This window comes from Paenibacillus sp. FSL W8-1187, assembly GCF_037965485.1.
Classification (GTDB): Bacteria; Bacillota; Bacilli; order Paenibacillales; family Paenibacillaceae; genus Paenibacillus_O; species Paenibacillus_O pasadenensis.
Map to the genome: position 1 here is coordinate 2,922,021 of NZ_CP150181.1, position 18,475 is coordinate 2,940,495.

An 18,475-nucleotide genomic window follows, 5' to 3' on the forward strand; every position below is an offset into this window, starting at 1 on the left:
GGAGACGCCGAGCCGATTTCAAACTGCGGGGGGACGCATGGTACAATGAAGCAAAGCGCTGCGACAGAAAGGTTGAGCCCGCCATGAACGAACTGAATTGGAACGCCATCAACGCCGGACTTCCCCGCTGGATGGAAGAGGCCCGCGGCATCGCGCCGCTCGGCAAAGTCGCCTCCTATATTCCCGAGCTGTCCAAAGCCGATCCGGAGGCGCTCGGATTCCACATCCTGGCCGCGGACGGCAAGTCGCTGTCCGCAGGTGACTGCGGCCAGCGGTTCACGATGCAGAGCATCTCCAAGGTGTTCACGCTCATGCTCGCGCTGATGGACAACGGCGAGGAGCGCGTCTTCAGCAAGGTCGGCATGGAGCCGACCGGGGACAGCTTCAACAGCATGCTGAAGCTCGAGCTCGTGCAGCCGGGCATCCCGTTCAATCCGCTCATCAATGCCGGCGCGATCGTCATCAGCTCGCTCATAGCCGGCTCGTCAAACGAGGAGAAGTCGGAGCGGATCGCCGCTTTCCTCGGCCGGCTCGCCGGCGGCGGGCCGCTCGAGCTGGACGAGGCGACGTACCGCTCCGAATCCAGCTCCGGCCATCTCAACCGCTCGATGGCGTATTTCCTGACGGACAACGGCGTGCTCGAGAGCGCCGTCGAGGATGTGCTCGAGGTGTACTTCAAGCATTGCTCGCTGCTCGTCGACTGCGGCCAGCTCGCCCGCATGGCGCTCGTGCTGTCGCTGGACGGGCTCGATCCGGTCAGCGGCGAGCGGCTCATTCCGCGCCGCTTCGTGCAGATTGCCAAGACGTTCATGGTCACCTGCGGCATGTACAACGGCTCGGGCGAGTTCGCGATCGACGTCGGCCTGCCGGCCAAATCCGGCGTATCCGGCGGCATCCTCGCCCTGCTGCCGGGCCGCGCGGGCATCGGCGTCGTCGGCCCTTCGCTGAACCGGCACGGCAACAGCATCGCCGGCGTGCATCTGCTCGAGACGCTGTCCAAGGAATTCGACTGGAGCTTGTTTTGACTATCGAAGCTCGTCTCGGCGCGGCGCTAGCCGGCGCGCCGCACCTGGAAGGTCATATGCAAGCCCCAGCCCGCGTCGCCTTCTTGCTCCCACAGCTCTCCGCCGTTAAGCTCGACGATCCGCTTCGCCTCGCTCCGCCAGGCGGCGGAGCCCGGTCCGCTCCCTCCCTGCCGGTCGAGCAGCAGCTGAATCAACAGATCGAGCTGGCCGTCCTGCGAATTGACCGAGTTGACATGGATGTTGAGCCGGGTGCTTCCGACCTCGGGCTCCTCCCGGGCGATCTGCAGCAGCAGATCGAGCAGCTCGGCCAGCTGCTCCTTGCGCCCATGCACCTGATGGGGCACCTCCGCCGACACCCAGCAGGTCAGGCGGCTCGGAGATTCCGACTCGCCGTGCTTGTCCGTCAGCTCCTTGGATAGATCGAGGATCGAGAACGGATGCTCGTCGAAGCCCACCCAGCTGTCCTCCTGATCGGCATGCTTCAACAGCGTCTGGGCGAGCGAGGCGAGATGCTCCGCGTTCATCCGCAGCTCGTCGAGCATGTCGAGCTGGCTCTGGTCGAGCGTCGTATCCGCCAGCAGCTGCGCCATGCCGTCGATGTTGGTCAGCCCGTTCATCATGTCAAAGGCGAGCTGGCGCAGCCGCTCCCCCTTCGTGATCAAAGCCGGACCTGCTGCGGCTGCGCCGCCGTCCGGCAATCCAGACGAACCGCTCTCGACCGGCCGGCCCGCGGCCGGTGCGAGGACCGCCCGCGAATCGGCGGCGCGGAGCAGGCGGTCTTTCTCCTCTCCGCTGAACGAACGCTCCTTCCGCAGCATGCCGAGCTTCTTGACGTCTGCCGCCTCCTCGGCGATCCGGACCTGAATGCGATGGAAGCGGAGCACGACATCCTCCTCCTCCGGCGCCTCCGCGAGGGGGAGCACCATGCCCAGATGCAGCACCGGCTCTCCGGCATGATGAAGCGCGACGACGCAGTCGCCCTCTCCCGTCTCGTCGGCTATGTAATAAGCGTCCGCCTGCACGGCTGCGCTCAGCTCCTGCAGCACGAGATTCAGCTCGTCCTGCGCCTGCCGGACCTCTGCCCGAGGCAGGCTCGCTTCGTCGATATGGCCTTTTCTCTCCATCATTCTCTCCTACTTTCTCTCCTTTCCTTTTCCCAAAAAACAAATAGAGCCTCGGAGCAAGCCGTCACGGTGGACGGCTGTTTCCTCGGCTCATGTTCAGCGTGGCAACGGCCATCTGTTCATTAAGTCGATGTTTCGGACGGAAAGGTGAATACGATGATGCTCTGGTCCTGATCGAACTTCCAATCCAGATAAATCCCGTCGGACGTGCGTCCGAGCGCCTCGATCATATCGACCTCGGTCACCAGCAGCGATTTTTCAAGCGCTCGCTTGGCGACCCTCAGGGCGGGCTCGTAGCCGGCTCTCAGCAGCTCCTTCTCAAGCTTGATCAGGATGCCGGAGCGGACGATGACGAGCGTGCGCGCGTTGGTCCAGAACGAATGCATGGCATCGGGCATCTTCTCGGCTTCGGCCGAGATGCGCTCGACTTGGCGGTGGATGTACTCCTTGCCGCGGTACGATTCCTGATAGCGGTCGAACAGCGAGCTGTCGACGAGGCCGATCATGATGCCGGAGTGGTTGTCCAGGTTCCAGTCGTAATAAATGTGCTGAAGCTCGAGACCTAACGTACGGAGGATCAAAGCCTTGAACTCCGGCACGATCAGGTCCATCACCAGCTGCCGCGTATCCCTGACGGCCTCGTCCTTGTTCTGCTGGAGCATTATTTTCTCCACGACGCTGACGAACTGGCGGAAATGCATGCTTACACATACCTCGTTGGCGGAAACGTAAATCGACTCCGGCCCTTTGCCGAAGCGGTCCCGGAGCAGCTTCCCCATCTGGCTCGTAAGCTGAGTCATAGCCATGCGGTTCTCCAAGACTGAACTCATCCTTCTTCCCCGACTCTCCTATTAACCACAAAAATAAGTTCCGAATCATTCGGGAACGAATCGTATTATAGCATACGCGAAATGTTTCCGTCATCTGTTTGCTTCTGCTTGTTCGCAATCGGCAGAGCATGATAGGATACGAATTATGAACAACACTACCCATCCGTTGAAATGGATCTTTTTCGACGTCGGCGAAACGCTCGTCGACGAATCCGAGCCGATCGAGGACATCACCCGCCAGCTCATCGCCGCCGCCGGACGCCGCGGCATCGCCGTCCGGCGCGAGCAGGTGCGCGAGCTGTGGATGGAAGCGCATCGGCGCTTCTCGCCGTTCCCGATGGCCGACATCCTGCAGGAGCTGCTCCCGGATGGCGAGCTGCGCCGCGCGATCTGGTCCGAGATGAAGTACCGCAAGGAGCTCGACCGACCGTTTCCGGACGCGCTCGGCATCCTGAAGCGGCTGCGCCGCGACTATCGGATCGGCATCATCGCCAACCAGAGCGCCGGCACGGCGGACAGGCTGCGCAGCTACGGCCTGCTGGAGCATATCGACGAGGTGTTCGCCTCCGCCGAGCTGGGCCTGGCCAAGCCCGACCCGAAGCTCTACGAGTACGCGCTGCAGGCGACCGGCTGTCCGCCCGAGCGCTCGCTCATGGTCGGAGACCGCATCGACAACGATATCGTGCCGGCCAAGCATCTCGGCATGAGGGCCGTCTGGGTCCGCCAAGGACTGGCGCTGCGGCAGTACAGCCCGTCCCGGATCAGCCTTCCCGACGGCGTCATCGACGTCATCGGCGAGCTCGAGGGCTGGCTCGCCTCCTGGCGGCCCGCCCCGGACGAGTCGTTGCCGCCCCGATGACAAAGACCGCTCCTAGGAGCGGTCTTTGTCATCGAACAGCGAAGCGCCGCTCTCGCCTGGCGGCGGCGACGGCGCGGCATGCCGGACATCGCCGAAATCTTCCTCTTCGTCGTCGGAATCGTCCAGCTTCTTGAAGCCGAACCAGAACAAAACAAGCATGCCGATCATAAGGACGGCGAATAAGCTCAAATAAAACCAGTCTACCGGAGTCGAGGATTCTGCGTGCATCGTTCAAAGCCACTCCTTCCTGCTCCTAGTGTAACGGATCGGGGAGGGTCGGCGATGGCTCTTTTGGGCTATAAATGTGACAAATCACGTACCCTTGCGGATCGGCTCCTTGACCGCTGCGAGCTCGTAGCGGGAAACCTCGGTCTCCAGCACGTAGTCGGGCTTCTCCTGCCCGCGACTGTTGCGATGGCCCTGGATATGGACGTCGCTCTTCTCCCAGTTTTTCCACGCCTGCTCCGATTCCCAGCGGATCTGGACGATGACCTCCTCCTCGCCGCGGCGCACGACCTTCTGCAAAATCTGGATGTCGACGAAGCCGTCGAACTCCTGCACCGGCCCCGGCTTGCTGAACCGCTCGACCACCTGAGCGGCATGTCCTTCCTTCACCTTGATCCTGCGTTGGATGACCAGCATCTGCATTCCTTCTTTCCCATTCCATGAATTCCGGCTCGATTCCAGTCTAATTGATAATCATTATCACTGTCAAACGAGCGTCCAGCATCTTGATCATGGAAAGGGCGCGCCGTACAATGAAGCTTATGTCACCTACAACTAGAATCCGAATCCCGCTTGTCGTCCCGTTGCTCGTCGGCATGGCCGCGATTTCCTTCGCGCCGATTCTCGTGCGCTTTTCCGAAGCGCCGGTATCCGTGCAAGGCCAATACCGCATGCTGCTTACGTTTCTGCTCATGCTTCCCTTCGCCTGGAAGCAGCTCCCCGCGATCCGCAGGCTGACGGTCCGGGACTGGGCGCTGCTCGCCGGAGCCGGCTTTTTCCTGGCGCTGCACTTCCTGCTCTGGATGGCGTCCCTGTCCTATACGTCGATCGCCAGCTCGACGATCATGCTGACGCTGGAGCCCGCTTTTGTCGCTGCGCTCGCGTTCTTCTTCCTTCGCGACCGGCTCGGCAAGCTCGCTGTCGCCGGCATGGCCGTCTCGATCGGCGGCGCCGTCCTCGTCAGCTCCGGCGACTTCGGCCTGTCGCGCGAAGCCTTTTTCGGCGACGCGCTGTCGCTGCTGTCGACCGTCGCGATCGCCTTCAATATGATCCTCGCCAAGCGGCTGCTCGAGCGGATGCCGTCGTTCGTCTACAGCCTGATCGTGTTTGGCGTGACGACTGTCCTGTTCGCCGGCTACAACGGCGCCATGGGCTACTCGATGACCGCCTATCCGCCTCGCGAATGGGTCCTGTTCCTGCTGCTCGCGGTCATCCCGACCGTATTCGGCCATCTCCTGTTCAACTGGCTGCTGCAGCATCTGCGGGCGACGACCGTCTCGATGACGGTGCTCGCCGAGCCGATCGGCGCCAGCCTGCTCGCCCTGCTGCTGTTCGGCGAGACGCTCTCCGCCGGCCAGCTGATCGGAGGCGCCGTCATGATGGCCGGCTTCGTCATCTACCTGCGCGGAGAGAGCTCCGGCCCGCTGCCGGCCGCCGCTCCCAAGGAAGCCGCCGGCACGGAGCCGCACGCAGACGACTCTGCGGCAGCCCCGGCGTCTCCGGCGGCCCCAGCCGCTCCGGCTGCTTCGGCGGCCGCTTCGGCCGCGCCCTGACGGCTCCCGGGCAGCGCCGGGCTACTCCTTCTCGAGCGCGTCCAGCATGAAGGCGAACGCTTCTTCCTCGTCCTTCCCGCGCACGCGCAGCAGCACCTCGGTCCCGCTGCGGATCGGCAGCAGCAGCATGCCGAGCAGGCTTTTGACATCGACGATATTGATGTTGTCGCCGTTCGCGAATTCCAGCTTGATGTCGGACTGGAACCTCGCCGCCTCCGCCGACAGGCGCGTCAGGTCCTCGCGGCCAAAATCGGCCTGGATGGTGAATTCATGCACTCTCATGTTCTCTGACCTTCCCTTGACGATAATGGGCTTGCTTCCCTCTTCTTCGTATTGATATTCGGCTTGCCGCCAAAGGTTCCTCCATGCGGATCGGAATGGAGGCTTAAAGCGGCGCGCATCGGGTAAAGATGAGAGAGAAGAACGGAGGCGATGCGACATGATGATGACCCCATTCGAGGACAGGCTGTACGCCATTCTGTTCTATGTGCTGGCTGCGGCCGTCGTCGCCGGCGTCGGCATCTGGGTGCTGTGGCTGAGCCGCAAGGCCAAGCGCGGCAAAAACCGGGGCCGCTGATATCCGGAACGCGCGAAAAAGCCTCCGCAAACCGCCCTTAAGGGCAGCTTGCGGAGGCTTTTTCATGCCGATCGAAGACATGCCGCATCGACGGCGGCCGGCATCCCGGCCGGAGCGGCGTCGCCGTCGATACGGCGGGAGCGGACGATCAGGCTCCGCCTTTTTCCTCCTGCGCGAAGGCGGCCTTGTAGCATTTGCGGCAGACCGGCTTGTAGTCCTCGTTGCCGCCGATGTGGATCTGCGCGCCTTCGTTCGCCGGACGGCCGTCCACATAGCGGATGACCATCGTCGCCTTGCGGTCGCAGAACCAGCAGATCGTCTTGATCTCCTCGATCTTGTCCGCCTGGGCGAGCAGATAATAGCTGCCCTCGAACAGCTCGTTGCGAAAATCGTTTTTGAGGCCGAACGCCATGACGGGCACGTTCAGCTCGTCGACGACGCGCGTCAGCTGGTCGATATGCGTCCGGCTCAAAAACTGCGCCTCGTCCACGAGCACGCAGTAGATCCGCTTCTCGGCTCCCGGCGGCTGATGCGCCGCGACCTGCTCGTACAGATCCGTAGCCGCGCCGACCGGAATCGCCTTGCGCTTGAAGCCGACCCGCGAGCCGACCTCGTCCTTGCCGCTGCGGGTGTCGATCGCCGGCGAGAAGATGAGCACCGCCTTGCCCTGCTCCTCGTAGTTGTGGGCGACCTTGATGATCTCAAACGACTTCCCGCTGTTCATCGTGCCGTACTTGAAATAAAGCTGCGCCAATCCGGCTCCCTCCTGCTCCCGCTTCGAAAGCCGCCGTCCGCTCGGCGCGGACGGCGCTTCCTCTAGTCCATGATGTATGCCAGCAGCAGCGCAGCCGTTCCGAGCACCGCTTCGGCATGGGTGCGCTCCATGCCGTGGGAGGCATGCACGCCCGGTCCGATGAGCGCGGCTCGGATGTTCGCGCCTCCGCGCAGAGCAGCGCTCGCATCCGAGCCGTAGAACGGATAGATGTCGACGGCATGCGGGATCGACTGGTCGCCGGCGAGGGCGATCAGCCGCGACGTCATCCCGTAGTCGTACGGGCCGGACGAGTCCTTGGCGCAGATCGACACATCCTTCTCGGTCGCGCTCAGATCGTCGCCCATCGCCCCCATGTCGACCGCGATCATCTCGACCGTGTCGGCCGGCACCCAGGAGCTGCCGTGGCCGACCTCTTCATAGGTCGAGACGAGCAGCTTGACCGGCCGCTTCAGCTGCAGCCCGCCGCGGCGGACCGCCTCCATGAGCGCCAGCAGCGCGGCGACGCTCGCCTTGTCGTCGAGATGGCGCGACTTGATCCAGCCGCTGTCGAGCATCCGCACGCGCGGATCCCAGGAGACGAAATCTCCCGGCGCGATGCCGAGCGCCAGCGTCTCGGCGCGGCTCGCGCTGTCGGCGTCGAGCCGCACCTCCATGCTCGCCTCGTCCCGCTTTTGCGAGCGCGCGTCCGGATAGACGTGGACCGAAGGCATCGTCGACAGCACGGTGCCCTCATAGATGCGCCCGTCGCGCGTATGGACGAGGCAGTATTCGCCCTCCACCGTCGACATGTCGTAGCCGCCGATCGGCGTCATGCGCAGCTTGCCGTCGCCCTTGACCGAGCGCACCATCGCCCCGAGCGTGTCGACATGCGCCGTCAGCAGCAGCGGCTCGCCGCCCTCGCCGCCGAGGTCGATCAGGCCGTTGCCCTTGGGCGTGCGCTCGAACGGGAATCCGAGACGAACCGCCTCGGCCTCGATCTTGTCCATGATGGCGGCGCAGAACCCGCTCGGGCTCGGCGTCTCCAGCAGCAGCCTCAGCTGGCCCAGCATATAGTCCCGGTCCAGCCGGTCCTTCCATATTGTTCTTGTCATCGCGGCCCGCTCCTCCCTGTGCTCGATTCGATCATTCCGTCACGATGCCGCGGACGAGCTCCGGCGCCTGCGCCGACGGCGCGATCTCGATCGCCGCGTTCAGGCGCTCCAGCACGTCGCCGACCTGCTCCGTCGCCGCATGGATCGTCGCAAGCGACTCGCCGGCCTGCACGGCGTCGCCGATTTTCTTGCGCAGCACGATGCCGACCGACAGGTCGATCTCCGACTCCTTGGTCGCCCGTCCGGCCCCGAGGATCATCGCCGCCGTGCCGATCGCATCCGCCGTCATGCCCGAGACGAAGCCGCTCTCGCGAGCCGGCAGCTCGATCCGGTACGGCGCTGCCGGCAGCAGGTCCGGATCGTCGACGACGGCGGGGTCGCCGCCCTGGTTGGCGATGAATTCCTTGAACTTGTCCAGCGCCTTGCCGCTCGCGAGCAGCTCCTTGAGCAGCGCCTCCGCCTCCTCGATGGAGCCGGCGGCTCCGCCGAGATAGACCATCTGGCTGCCGAGCGCGAGGCAGAGCTCCCGCAGGTCGTCCGGCCCTTCGCCGCGCAGCGTGTCGATCGCCTCCCTCACCTCGAGCGCGTTGCCGATCGCAAGCCCGAGCGGCTGGCTCATGTCCGAGATGACGGCCATCGTCTTGCGGCCGACCTGGTTGCCGATGGCGACCATCGCCGCGGCCAGGCGGCGTGCGTCCTGCTCGTCCTTCATGAACGCGCCGGCGCCGGTCTTCACGTCCAGCACGATCGCGTCTGCGCCGGCGGCGATCTTCTTGCTCATGATCGAGCTGGCGATGAGCGGGATCGACTCGATGGTGGCGGTGACGTCCCGCAGCGCGTACAGCTTTTTGTCGGCGGGGGTCAGGTTGCCGCTCTGGCCGATGACGGCGATCGACGACTCGTTGACGCGGCGGGCGAACTCCTCGCGCGTCAGCTCCACATGGAAGCCGGGGATGGCCTCCAGCTTGTCGATCGTGCCGCCGGTATGGCCGAGGCCGCGTCCGGACATTTTAGCTACGGGCACGCCCGCCGCGGCGACGAGCGGAGCGAGCACGAGCGTCGTCGTATCGCCGACTCCGCCGGTCGAATGCTTGTCCACCTTGACGCCTTCGATGTCCGACAGGTCGATCGTCTCGCCCGATTCCACCATCGCCATCGTCAGATCGGCCCGCTCGCGGTCGGTCATGTCGCGGAAAAAGACCGCCATCGCCCACGCGCTCACCTGGTAGTCCGGAATGCGGCCGTCCGTATAGCCTTCGACGATGAAGCGGATCTCCTCCGTCGTCAGCTCCCCGCCGTCTCTTTTCTTCTCGATCAGCTCGACCATTCTCACGGGCGTTCCCCCTTCTTTAACCTCATGTCTATTTCATGCCGTAAAATATCGTATCATAAGCTGAGATTCAGTCAGAAATCCTTGTCTGCACAACGATTGAAGCGGAGGCCCGTCTTCATTAATGCCATAAAACAAAACGGCCAAGCCCCGCTGTCGATTCATGTCATTAAAGAACGAATCGCCTGCCGGGCCGAGAAGCGCTCTAGAGCCCCGCCGCCGTCTCCAGCGCCGCCACCATCATGTCGTTGAACGTCGACTGGCGCTCCTCGGCGGTCGTCTCCTCGCCGGTCAGCAGATGATCGCTCACCGTCAGCACCGTAAGCGCCTGCGCGCCGTGGCGGGCCGCGATCGTATACAGCGCCGTCGTCTCCATCTCCACGCCGAGCACGCCGTGGTCCATGAGCCGCTGCACGGCCGTCGTATCTTCCTTGTAGAACACGTCGGTGCTGTAGACGTTGCCGACATGCACGTTCATGCCGGCCGCGGTCGCATGCTCGTAGGCGGACTTCAGCAGGCCGAAGCTGGCGATCGGCGCGAAGTCGTAGCCGAGGAACTGGTTGCGGTTCATGCTGGAATCGGTGCAGCTCGCCTGGGCAAGGATGACGTCGCGCACCCGCACGTCCCGCTGCATCGCGCCGCAGGTGCCGACGCGGATCAGGTTGCGCACGCCGTAGCTGCGGATGAGCTCGTTCGCGTAGATGCTGATCGACGGCAAGCCCATGCCCGAGCCCTGCACGGAAATCCGCTTGCCTTTGTAGGTTCCCGTGTAGCCGAGCATGCCCCGCACTTCATTGTACAGCTCGATCTCGCTGAGGTAGGTCTCGGCGATATATTTGGCGCGCAGCGGATCGCCCGGCAGCAGCACCGTCTCGGCGACTTGTCCTTCTTTGGCTCCGATATGGACGCTCATGAAGTCATCTCCTGTTCGTAGAGGGAATGTAGGTGAATAGGAACGGGTCCGATTCGGATCGAGATCAGCGCAGCTCTCCGAGGAAGCTCGTGCCGTGCTCGGGCGCGGCGACGCCGAAATTGTCCGCAACGGTCGCGCCGACATCGGCGAACGTGAGGCGCAGCGGAAGCTCGCGTCCGGCCTCGAAGCGAGGCGAATAGACGAGCAGCGGCACGTACTCGCGCGTATGGTCGGTGCCGGTGTAGGTCGGATCGTTGCCGTGGTCCGCTGTCACGATGAGCAGATCGTCGGCGGTCAGCCGCTCCAGCACCGCCGGCAGCTGGGCGTCGAACGCCTCCAGCGCCTGCGCGTAGCCCGCCGGGTCGCGGCGATGGCCGTACAGCGCGTCGAAGTCGACCAGATTGAGGAAGCTGATGCCGGAGAAATCCTCCGCGCACACTTCCGTCAGCCGCTCCATGCCTTCGTCGTTGGAAGCGGTGCGGATGCTGCGCGTGACGCCCTCGCCGTCGAAAATGTCGGAGATCTTGCCGATCGCCACGACTTCCCGTCCGGCCTCCTGGAGCGTGTTCATGACGGTCGGCTGGAACGGCTTGAGCGCGTAGTCATGGCGTCCGGCCGTCCGCTTGAACGTGCCCGGCCCGCCGACGAACGGGCGGGCGATGATCCGTCCGAGCATGTACGGATCGTCGAGCGTGATCTCGCGGCAGAACTCGCAGATCGCGTACAGCTCCGGCAGCGGCACGATCTCCTCATGCGCGGCGATCTGCAGCACGGAGTCGGCGGAGGTATAGACGATCAGCGCTCCGGTGCGCATATGCTCCTCGCCGAGCTCGTCGATGATCTCGGTGCCGCTGGCCGCCTTGTTGCCGATCACCTTGCGCCCCGTATGGGCCTCGATGCGGTCGATCAGCTCCTGCGGGAACCCGTGCTCGAAGACGCGGAACGGCGTGTCGATGCGCAGGCCCATCATTTCCCAGTGGCCCGTCATCGTATCTTTGCCGCTCGACGCCTCCTGCATCCTTCCATAAAAGGCGAGCGGCTCGTCCGCCGGCTCGATGCCCGCGAACGGGCGGATATTGGCGAGGCCGAGGCTGCCCATGACGGGCATCCGCAGTCCTCCCTGCGCCTCGGCGATATGGCCGAGCGTATCGGCGCCGACATCGCCGAACGAGGCCGCATCATGCGCCTCGCCGATGCCGACGGAATCCATCACGATGATATGGATGCGTTTGAACATGACATCAAGTCCTTTCCTGGTCCTTCCTGCTGCTCTATCATAGCGGAACCGCCGCCGCGCGGGCAACCTTGCCCATGCCAAGACAAACAGCCGAAAAACCGAGGTTTTCCGGCTGCTGCAAAGGCCAGCGGTCAGTAGGGGCTTTCCGAACGGCCGCCTTCCATGATCTTGACGCCGGAGCTGGCGCCGATCCGCGTCGCGCCGGCCGCCACCATGCGCTCCATGTCCTCCAGGCTGCGCACGCCGCCCGAGGCCTTGACCCCGATGTCGGGGCCGACCGTACGGCGCATGAGCGCGATGTCCTCGGCCGTCGCGCCGCCGGTCGAGAAGCCGGTCGACGTCTTGACGAAGTCGGCTCCCGCCCGCACGGAGCATTCGCAAGCGCGCACCTTCTCCTCGTCGCTGAGCAGGCAGGTCTCGATGATCACCTTGACGATCGCCTTGCCCGCGGCCGCCTCCACGACGGCGCGGATGTCCGCCTCGACGTCGGCATCGCGGCCGTCCTTGAGCGCGCCGATGTTGATGACCATATCGATCTCGCCGGCGCCGGAAGCGATCGCGTCCGCCGCCTCGAACGCCTTGACGGCGCTCGTCGTCGCGCCGAGCGGGAAGCCGATGACGGTGCATACCTTCACTTCGGTGCCCGCGAGCGCCTCGGCGGCCGTCCGCACCCAGGTCGGATTGACGCAGACGGAGGCGAAGCCGTATTGGCGAGCTTCCTCGATCAGCTTGCCGATCTCCGGCGCGGTCGCATCCGCGCGCAGCAGCGTATGGTCGATCATTGCAGCGAGTTGTCCCTGTTGCATGTCCATATCCACCCCATTCTTGAACTGCCTCCATCATAGCATCGGTCTGAACAAATGTACAAGCCGCTTCAATCATATGTTCAGTCCGTCGGGACACGACGGGCTCTCCGTCTATCCCTGCCCAAATCGCCGGGAAATCAGACCCGCTGCTGCCGCTGCGTAAAAAAACGGGCGGCCGTCCGGTTGCCCGGTCGACCGCCCGCCATCCTCAATCCGCCTCGCCGCCCGCTTCTCCCACCGCCAGCTGGCGGATCAGCAGCACGGCCGCATGCTTGCGCGCGTCGGCCGTGCCGATGCGCAGCCCGAGCGCAGCGTCCTCCCCCGTCCCCCTCGCCGCTCCCGGCGCAGCCGAAAAGCGGATGACCGCCCCGTCCAGATCCTCCCGGATCTCCTCGATGAGCCGGCCCTCCTCGACCAGCGCGTCAAGCCGCTGCTTCTCCTCCGCATAGGCTTCATACGCGCTCATGACGGGCTTCCTCCGATCGGAACCGCCGGCAGCGCCAGGCTCCCGCCGAGCCCGAAGCGGCTTCTCTTCAAGTAACGGCCGCTGCCCGCCTGCCCGACGAACTGCTTGTCGCGCACGACGAACTCGCCGCGCACGAGCACGGACACCGGCTCGCCCTGCACCTCCATGCCCTCGAACGCGCTGTAGTCGACGCGCAGATGATGGTCGCGCGCCGACAGCGTCCGCGTCGCCGACGGGTCGAACAGCACGAGGTCGGCGTCGCTGCCGACCGCGATCGTGCCTTTGCGCGGGAACAGCCCGAACAGCTTGGCGGCGTTCGTCGCCGACAGCTCGACGAACCGCTGCAGGTCGATCCGGCCTTTGGCCACGCCTTCGGAGAACAGCAGGCTGAAGCGGTCCTCGATCGTCGGGCCGCCGTTCGGAATTTTGGAGAAGTCGCCGCGGCCGAGCTCCTTTTGCCCCTTGAAATGAAAGGAGCACTGATCCGAGCCGAGCGCCTGCAGCGTGCCGGACGACAACGCGTTCCAAAGCGCCGTCTGATGCCAGGCCTCGCGCAGCGGCGGCGACCAGACGTATTTGGCGCCCTCGAAATCCGGACGCTCGAGCGCGGAGATGTCGAGCGTCAAGTACTGCGGGCAGGTCTCGCCATAGACGCGCAGTCCGCGCGCCCGCGCGGCGGCGATGCGCTCGACCGCTTCGGCGCAGGTGACATGCACGACATAAAGCGGCGCTCCGGCCAGGCCGGCGAGCTCGGCGGCCCGCCCGGTCGCCTCGCCCTCGAGCTGCGGCGGACGCGTGAGCGCATGCCAGATCGGCTCGGTGTCGCCCCGCTCCAGCGCCTCGCTGACGAGCCGCTCGATGACGTCGCCGTTCTCGGCATGCACCATGACGAGCGCGCCTTCTTCGCGGGCGAGCTGCAGCGTCCGGTACAGCGTGCCGTCGTCCGCCTGGAACACGTTTTTGTACGCCATGAACACCTTGAGCGACGTAATGCCCTCGCGCTCGATCAGCTCCGGCAGCTCTGCCAGAGCCTGCTCGCCGGCATCCGCGACCATCAGATGGAAGCCGTAGTCGATGACCGCCTTGCCCTCGGCCTTGGCATGCCAGGCGGCGACCGCATCGCCGAGCGGCCGTCCGCGCTCGGTCAGGCAGAAGTCGAGGATCGTCGTCGTGCCGCCGAACGCCGCGGCGATCGTGCCGCTCTCGAAATCATCCGCCGTCACCGTGCCGCCGAACGGCATGTCGAGATGCGTATGCGGGTCGATGCCGCCGGGAAAGACGTACAGCCCGGCGGCGTCGACCGTCTCGGCGCCCGTCGCGTCGAGCGAGCGGCCGATCGCCGCGATGACGCCGTCCTCGATGCGGATGTCCGCGACGCTGACGGAGCCGGCCGTCACGACCGTGCCGCCTTGTATGATCCGTGCTTTTTTCATCCTTCCACCGCCTCCGCTCGTATGGATTCGCGGTCCAGCCGCGCCAGCGCCCGCTGACGCTCGTTCCACGTCAATGACGGCGCTGCCGGCGGCAGCTCGACCATCTCGATCGCGCCGTCCACCGGGCAGACGATCGAGCACAGATTGCAGCCGACGCAGTCGTCCTCGCGCACCTGCAGGTACGGCTTGCCGCCGGCGCCGTTCAGCATGTCGATGCATTGATGCGACGTGTCCTCGCAGGCGATATGGCATTTGTTGCAGTTGATGCAGGTATCCTGGCGGATGCGCGCGACGACGCGGTAGTTCAGGTCGAGGTCGCCCCAGTTCGTGTAGCGGGCCACGCTCTGCCCGGTCAGCTCGGCGACGGAGGCCAGTCCTTTGCGGTCGAGATAGCGGCTCAGCCCGTCGACCATCTCGCCGACGATGCGGAAGCCGTGATGCATCGCCGCCGTGCACACCTGCACGCCCGCCGCGCCCATGAGCAGGAACTCCGCCGCGTCCTGCCACGACGAGATGCCGCCGATGCCCGAGATCGGCACGCCTACGAGCGGATCGCGCGCGCATTCGGCGACCATGCTGAGGGCGATCGGCTTGACCGCCGGACCGCAGTAGCCGCCGTGCGCGCCTTTGCCGCCGACATGGGGGACCGTGTTCCACGTCTCCAGATCGACGCCGGCGAGGCTGTTGATCGTATTGATGAGGCTGACCGCGTCCGCGCCTCCGAGCACGGCGTGGCGGGCGGTGACGGTGATGTCGGTGATGTTCGGCGTCAGCTTGACGATGACCGGCGTGCGCGCCGCCTCCTTGGCCCACATCGTCTGCTTCTCGACGAGATCCGGCTGCTGGCCGGAAGCCGCGCCCATGCCGCGCTCGGCCATGCCGTGCGGGCAGCCGAAGTTCAGCTCCAGCCCGTCGACGCCGGCGTCCTCGACGCGCTTCACGATCTCATGCCACTTCTCCCGCTTCGGCTCGACCATGAGCGAGGCGACGAGCGCCCGGTCGGGAAACAGCCGCTTCGTCTCGCGGATCTCCCGCAGGTTCACCTCCAGCGGCCGGTCGGAGATGAGCTCGATGTTGTTGAAGCCGGCGACGCGCTTGCCGCCGAAATGGACGGCCGCGAAGCGCGACGACGTATTGATGATCGGCTCGCCGAGCGTCTTCCAGACGGCTCCGCCCCAGCCGGCCTCGAACGCCCGCTGCACCTGGTAGCCGGTGTTCGTCGGCGGCGCGGAGGCGAGCCAGAACGGATTGGGCGAGCGTATGCCCGCCAGCGAGATGGACAGATCGGCCATCGTAGTCGACCTCCTTTTCGGTTAGATTCGGCCGGCGGACCCGGCATGGCGCGAAGGGACGGCGACAGCCGGAGCGCGGCGGCGCGAGGCGAAGTCCGGCCCGAGCCAGGCGGCCGCGATCGCGGCGGCGGCCCGCTTGCCCTGCTCCGCCGCCGAGACGACCGTCGCCTCGCCCGCTCCGGTGCCGTGCAGGATGTCGCCGGCCGCATAAATGCGCGGATCGGACGTCAGGCCGGTGCGCGGATCGGCCTCCGGCACGCCTGCTCGATGCGCGATGCCGAGCTGTTCGGCCAGCGTCGCGAGGCGCTCCTGCCCCGTCGCCAGCACGACGGCGTCCGCCTCCAGCAAAAAGGCGGAATCCGGCACGGGCGATGTCAGCCGGCGGCCGTCGGACCCGACGCGTCCGTCAGGCTGCAGCCGCATGCATTCGAGCCCGGCGGCCTTGCCGTCCGGCCCGGCGACGATGCGCAGCGGCTGGGTCAGCCAGACGAAGCCGACGCCCTCCTGCTTGGCAAACTCGTATTCGAACGGGTAGGCGGTCATTTCCGCCGCCGTGCGGCGGTAGACGATCTTCACCTCCGCCGCGCCGAGCCGCACGGCGCAGGTCGCCGCGTCGATCGCCGTATTTCCGGCGCCGATGACCGCGACCCGCGCGCCGGCGAGCGCGGACGGCATGCGTCCGGCCTTCGTCGCCTCGACGAGCCGGATCGCGTCGTAGACGCCCTCCAGCCGCTCGCCCTCGAGCCCGAGCGGCGGCACGTAGCCCATGCCCGCCGCCAGCACGAGCACGTCATGGCGGCCGCGCAGCTCCTCGACGCTCAGCGAGCTGCCGACTCGCACGCCGGTATGGAAGCGGACGCCGAGCTCCTCGACCTGCCGCACCTCCCAGTCGGGCACATGCGTCGGCAGGCGGAAGCTGACGATGCCGCTGCTGTCGAGTCCGCCCGCCACCTGGCGGGCCTCGTAGACGTCGACGTCGAAGCCGAAGCGGGCCAGCTCCCGCGCCGCCGAAAGGCCGGCCGGTCCGCTGCCGATGACGCCCGCGCTCACGCCGGCCGGCTCGCCGGGCGCGAACAGCCGCAGCCCGGCGCTCGCCGCATAGTCGGTCGCATGGCGCTGCAGCCTGCCGATCGCGATCGGCGCGGACGAGCCGTTCAGCACGCATGCGCCCTCGCAGAGCAGCTCCGTCGGACAGACGCGCGCGCAGCTCGCGCCGACCGGATTCGCGTCCATGATCGCATGCGCCGCGCCTTCGGGATTGCCGGTGGCGATCCGCTTGATGAACGACGGGATGTCGATCGACGTCGGGCAGGCCTTGATGCAGGGCGCGTCATAACAGTAGAGGCAGCGGTTCGACTCCTCGGCGGCGGCCGCTCGCGTCAGCGGCGGCACCAGCTCGCGGAACGGCTCCGGCACGGCCGGATCGCCGAACGCCGCGCTCAGGCGGATGTCATCGACCATGATCCATCGCTCCTTTCCGACCCGCTCGGCGAGGCCAGCCTTTTCAGCGTACGGTACAGCAGCTCCACGCCCAGGCCGATATCCTCGGCGGAGGAGAATTCCCGCGGATTATGGCTGATGCCGTCCCGCGAGCGGACGAAGATCATGGCGTACGGGCAGACGTAGGACAGCGCCAGCGCGTCGTGGAACGGCCCGCTCATCAGCTCGGGCAGCTCCAGCCCCATGTCGGACGCCTCCGCGCGGACCGCCGCCATCAGCTCGGGGCTGCATGCCCGCGGCGGACTGTCGGTATCGACCTTGACCGCATAGGCGAGGCCGTTGTCGGCCGCCGTCTCGGCGATCAGCCGGCGCAGCTCCGCCTCCAGCCGGCCGCGCCGCTCCATGTCGATGTCCCGCAGGTCGACGGTGAAGCGGACGCGTTCGGGGATGATGTTGCGCGAGGCGGGAAACAGCTGCAGCGTGCCGACCGTGCCGACCGCGGGCGTGCCCGCCTCGGCGCGCACGAGCCGCTGGAAGCCGCTGATGATCGACGCGGCGCCGGCGAGCGCGTCGCGGCGCATCGCCATCGGCACCGAGCCGGCATGGCCGGCGAAGCCTTCGAGCTCGACCGTCAGCCAGAGCGGACCGCTGATCGCGGTCACGAGGCCGACGGCCGCTCCCGCCGCCTCGAGCACGGGTCCCTGCTCGATATGCAGCTCCAGATAGGCGGCGATCGCGCCGTCCGGATAACGGGCCTCGTCGAGCCGGGACGGATCGCCGCCAAAGGCGGCCAGCGCCTCGCGGCGCGTCACGCCGTCCAGGTCGGCGCGCTCCAGCTCGCCCGGCTCCAGCCGGCCGGACATGGCCCGCGAGCCGAAGATGCCTTTGTCGAACCGGCAGCCTTCCTCGTCAGAAAAAGCGACCACCTCGATCGGGAGCGCGGGAGCGAAGCCTTGGGCGGCGAGCGCATGCGCCGCCTCGATCGCGCCAAGCACGCCGACGATGCCGTCGTACGTCCCCGCATACGGCTGCGTGTCGAGATGGGAGCCGAGCATGAGCACAGGCCCGGCCGCTCCGTCCGCGGCCTCCAGCCGGCCGATCAGGTTGCCCGCCGCGTCCATTCGCACGCTCAAGCCGGCTTCCTCCATCCAGCCTCTCGCCATGTCGGCCGCCTGACGGTCGAGCGGCGTCATCGCCAGCCGGCTGACGCCGGTCTCGCTGATGCGTCCGAGCTCGGCCAGCTGGCCGAGCCGCCGCATGACCCGTTCGTTCGATGTCGTGCAGGATCGTATCATCGCTCTCCTCCTTTTTTGAACTCACTGAACTGGGATTTGCGAGAGGTCTCGTGTTAGGATACATGACGTATCATACTTAATTTTCTGAATTTTTTGAATCATTATTTTCGAAACGGCTCTTTTGATGTAAGCTTAACAGACACGAACGATGCGGATCGCCGCGCCTGATCGCGGCTGCGGCCGGCATCGAAGAACGGGAGGATA

At 65.8% G+C, this 18,475-nt stretch carries 20 protein-coding genes; 4 read left to right on the plus strand and 16 right to left on the minus strand.

Features of this window, described 5'->3' with window-relative positions:
* Positions 1–83 precede the first annotated feature (83 nt).
* On the plus strand, positions 84–1,025 hold the full coding sequence (gene glsA / locus NYE40_RS12615) for a glutaminase A (RefSeq protein WP_028597274.1): 942 nt from the start codon (positions 84–86) through the stop codon (positions 1,023–1,025).
* Between the two features lie 26 nt (positions 1,026–1,051).
* Here glsA and NYE40_RS12620 read toward each other — a convergent pair whose 3' ends face one another.
* A complete protein-coding gene (locus NYE40_RS12620; RefSeq protein ID WP_101809156.1) occupies positions 1,052–2,152 on the minus strand; it encodes a hypothetical protein in 1,101 nt (366 codons plus the stop codon).
* A 119-nt stretch (positions 2,153–2,271) separates the two neighbouring features.
* On the minus strand, positions 2,272–2,949 hold the full coding sequence (locus tag NYE40_RS12625; RefSeq protein ID WP_228551508.1) for a Na-translocating system protein MpsC family protein: 678 nt from the start codon (positions 2,947–2,949) through the stop codon (positions 2,272–2,274).
* A gap of 175 nt (positions 2,950–3,124) precedes the next feature.
* Here NYE40_RS12625 and NYE40_RS12630 point away from each other — a divergent pair, with 175 nt between their 5' ends.
* On the plus strand, positions 3,125–3,838 hold the full coding sequence (locus NYE40_RS12630) for an HAD family hydrolase (protein WP_101809157.1): 714 nt from the start codon (positions 3,125–3,127) through the stop codon (positions 3,836–3,838).
* 12 nt (positions 3,839–3,850) lie between these two features.
* On the opposite strand, the gene NYE40_RS12635 is transcribed toward NYE40_RS12630, so the two are convergent.
* Positions 3,851–4,066: a hypothetical protein gene (locus NYE40_RS12635; RefSeq protein ID WP_101809158.1), complete on the minus strand. Its 216-nt coding sequence runs from the start codon at positions 4,064–4,066 to the stop codon at positions 3,851–3,853.
* Between the two features lie 84 nt (positions 4,067–4,150).
* Positions 4,151–4,480: an antibiotic biosynthesis monooxygenase gene (locus NYE40_RS12640; protein WP_028597278.1), complete on the minus strand. Its 330-nt coding sequence runs from the start codon at positions 4,478–4,480 to the stop codon at positions 4,151–4,153.
* 116 nt (positions 4,481–4,596) lie between these two features.
* Between NYE40_RS12640 and NYE40_RS12645 the strand changes: the two genes are divergently transcribed.
* Positions 4,597–5,616: a DMT family transporter gene (locus NYE40_RS12645; protein WP_228551509.1), complete on the plus strand. Its 1,020-nt coding sequence runs from the start codon at positions 4,597–4,599 to the stop codon at positions 5,614–5,616.
* Positions 5,617–5,637: 21 nt separating this feature from the next.
* On the opposite strand, the gene NYE40_RS12650 is transcribed toward NYE40_RS12645, so the two are convergent.
* Complete coding sequence (locus tag NYE40_RS12650; protein WP_028597279.1) at positions 5,638–5,898, minus strand: HPr family phosphocarrier protein; 261 nt, start codon at positions 5,896–5,898, stop codon at positions 5,638–5,640.
* A gap of 157 nt (positions 5,899–6,055) precedes the next feature.
* On the opposite strand from NYE40_RS12650, the gene NYE40_RS12655 reads away from it, so the two are divergent.
* Positions 6,056–6,193, plus strand: coding sequence for a hypothetical protein (locus NYE40_RS12655; RefSeq protein ID WP_153783691.1), 138 nt, complete (start codon positions 6,056–6,058; stop codon positions 6,191–6,193).
* A 148-nt stretch (positions 6,194–6,341) separates the two neighbouring features.
* On the opposite strand, the gene NYE40_RS12660 is transcribed toward NYE40_RS12655, so the two are convergent.
* The 11 genes from NYE40_RS12660 to NYE40_RS12710 form a co-directional block, all read right to left on the minus strand.
* Positions 6,342–6,947, minus strand: a complete 606-nt coding sequence (locus NYE40_RS12660; RefSeq protein ID WP_028597280.1) for a thymidine kinase — start codon at positions 6,945–6,947, stop codon at positions 6,342–6,344.
* A gap of 62 nt (positions 6,948–7,009) precedes the next feature.
* A complete protein-coding gene (locus NYE40_RS12665; RefSeq protein WP_028597281.1) occupies positions 7,010–8,059 on the minus strand; it encodes a M42 family metallopeptidase in 1,050 nt (349 codons plus the stop codon).
* A gap of 31 nt (positions 8,060–8,090) precedes the next feature.
* Positions 8,091–9,392, minus strand: a complete 1,302-nt coding sequence (locus NYE40_RS12670; RefSeq protein ID WP_028597282.1) for a pyrimidine-nucleoside phosphorylase — start codon at positions 9,390–9,392, stop codon at positions 8,091–8,093.
* A gap of 202 nt (positions 9,393–9,594) precedes the next feature.
* Complete coding sequence (gene deoD / locus NYE40_RS12675; RefSeq protein ID WP_028597283.1) at positions 9,595–10,302, minus strand: purine-nucleoside phosphorylase; 708 nt, start codon at positions 10,300–10,302, stop codon at positions 9,595–9,597.
* A 64-nt stretch (positions 10,303–10,366) separates the two neighbouring features.
* Entirely contained in the window at positions 10,367–11,539 is a 1,173-nt protein-coding gene (deoB, locus tag NYE40_RS12680; protein ID WP_028597284.1) for a phosphopentomutase, read from the minus strand.
* Positions 11,540–11,670: 131 nt separating this feature from the next.
* A complete protein-coding gene (deoC, locus tag NYE40_RS12685; protein WP_028597285.1) occupies positions 11,671–12,345 on the minus strand; it encodes a deoxyribose-phosphate aldolase in 675 nt (224 codons plus the stop codon).
* A 208-nt stretch (positions 12,346–12,553) separates the two neighbouring features.
* A complete protein-coding gene (locus tag NYE40_RS12690; protein ID WP_028597286.1) occupies positions 12,554–12,811 on the minus strand; it encodes a hypothetical protein in 258 nt (85 codons plus the stop codon).
* Complete coding sequence (gene hydA / locus NYE40_RS12695) at positions 12,808–14,244, minus strand: dihydropyrimidinase (protein WP_052332908.1); 1,437 nt, start codon at positions 14,242–14,244, stop codon at positions 12,808–12,810. The genes NYE40_RS12690 and hydA overlap by 4 nt, the downstream gene beginning before the upstream one ends.
* On the minus strand, positions 14,241–15,536 hold the full coding sequence (gene preA, locus NYE40_RS12700) for an NAD-dependent dihydropyrimidine dehydrogenase subunit PreA (protein ID WP_028597287.1): 1,296 nt from the start codon (positions 15,534–15,536) through the stop codon (positions 14,241–14,243). The genes hydA and preA overlap by 4 nt, the downstream gene beginning before the upstream one ends.
* 21 nt (positions 15,537–15,557) lie before the next feature.
* Complete coding sequence (locus NYE40_RS12705; protein WP_052332909.1) at positions 15,558–16,997, minus strand: NAD(P)-dependent oxidoreductase; 1,440 nt, start codon at positions 16,995–16,997, stop codon at positions 15,558–15,560.
* Positions 16,976–18,271: a M20 family metallo-hydrolase gene (locus NYE40_RS12710; protein ID WP_028597288.1), complete on the minus strand. Its 1,296-nt coding sequence runs from the start codon at positions 18,269–18,271 to the stop codon at positions 16,976–16,978. Before NYE40_RS12710 ends, NYE40_RS12705 begins: the two co-directional genes overlap by 22 nt.
* Between the last annotated feature and the right edge of the window lie 204 nt (positions 18,272–18,475).

Coding starts and splice junctions, on each gene's coding strand:
- NYE40_RS12665 (WP_028597281.1), bottom strand. CDS start 8,059: ATGACAAGAACAATATGGAAGGACCGGCTGGACCGGGACTATATGCTG.
- NYE40_RS12635 (WP_101809158.1), bottom strand. CDS start 4,066: ATGCACGCAGAATCCTCGACTCCGGTAGACTGGTTTTATTTGAGCTTA.
- glsA (WP_028597274.1), top strand. CDS start 84: ATGAACGAACTGAATTGGAACGCCATCAACGCCGGACTTCCCCGCTGG.
- hydA (WP_052332908.1), bottom strand. CDS start 14,244: ATGAAAAAAGCACGGATCATACAAGGCGGCACGGTCGTGACGGCCGGC.
- deoB (WP_028597284.1), bottom strand. CDS start 11,539: ATGTTCAAACGCATCCATATCATCGTGATGGATTCCGTCGGCATCGGC.
- deoD (WP_028597283.1), bottom strand. CDS start 10,302: ATGAGCGTCCATATCGGAGCCAAAGAAGGACAAGTCGCCGAGACGGTG.
- NYE40_RS12640 (WP_028597278.1), bottom strand. CDS start 4,480: ATGCTGGTCATCCAACGCAGGATCAAGGTGAAGGAAGGACATGCCGCT.
- NYE40_RS12690 (WP_028597286.1), bottom strand. CDS start 12,811: ATGAGCGCGTATGAAGCCTATGCGGAGGAGAAGCAGCGGCTTGACGCG.
- preA (WP_028597287.1), bottom strand. CDS start 15,536: ATGGCCGATCTGTCCATCTCGCTGGCGGGCATACGCTCGCCCAATCCG.
- NYE40_RS12650 (WP_028597279.1), bottom strand. CDS start 5,898: ATGAGAGTGCATGAATTCACCATCCAGGCCGATTTTGGCCGCGAGGAC.
- NYE40_RS12705 (WP_052332909.1), bottom strand. CDS start 16,997: ATGGTCGATGACATCCGCCTGAGCGCGGCGTTCGGCGATCCGGCCGTG.
- NYE40_RS12710 (WP_028597288.1), bottom strand. CDS start 18,271: ATGATACGATCCTGCACGACATCGAACGAACGGGTCATGCGGCGGCTC.
- NYE40_RS12630 (WP_101809157.1), top strand. CDS start 3,125: ATGAACAACACTACCCATCCGTTGAAATGGATCTTTTTCGACGTCGGC.
- deoC (WP_028597285.1), bottom strand. CDS start 12,345: ATGCAACAGGGACAACTCGCTGCAATGATCGACCATACGCTGCTGCGC.
- NYE40_RS12645 (WP_228551509.1), top strand. CDS start 4,597: ATGAAGCTTATGTCACCTACAACTAGAATCCGAATCCCGCTTGTCGTC.
- NYE40_RS12620 (WP_101809156.1), bottom strand. CDS start 2,152: ATGATGGAGAGAAAAGGCCATATCGACGAAGCGAGCCTGCCTCGGGCA.
- NYE40_RS12655 (WP_153783691.1), top strand. CDS start 6,056: ATGATGATGACCCCATTCGAGGACAGGCTGTACGCCATTCTGTTCTAT.
- NYE40_RS12625 (WP_228551508.1), bottom strand. CDS start 2,949: ATGACTCAGCTTACGAGCCAGATGGGGAAGCTGCTCCGGGACCGCTTC.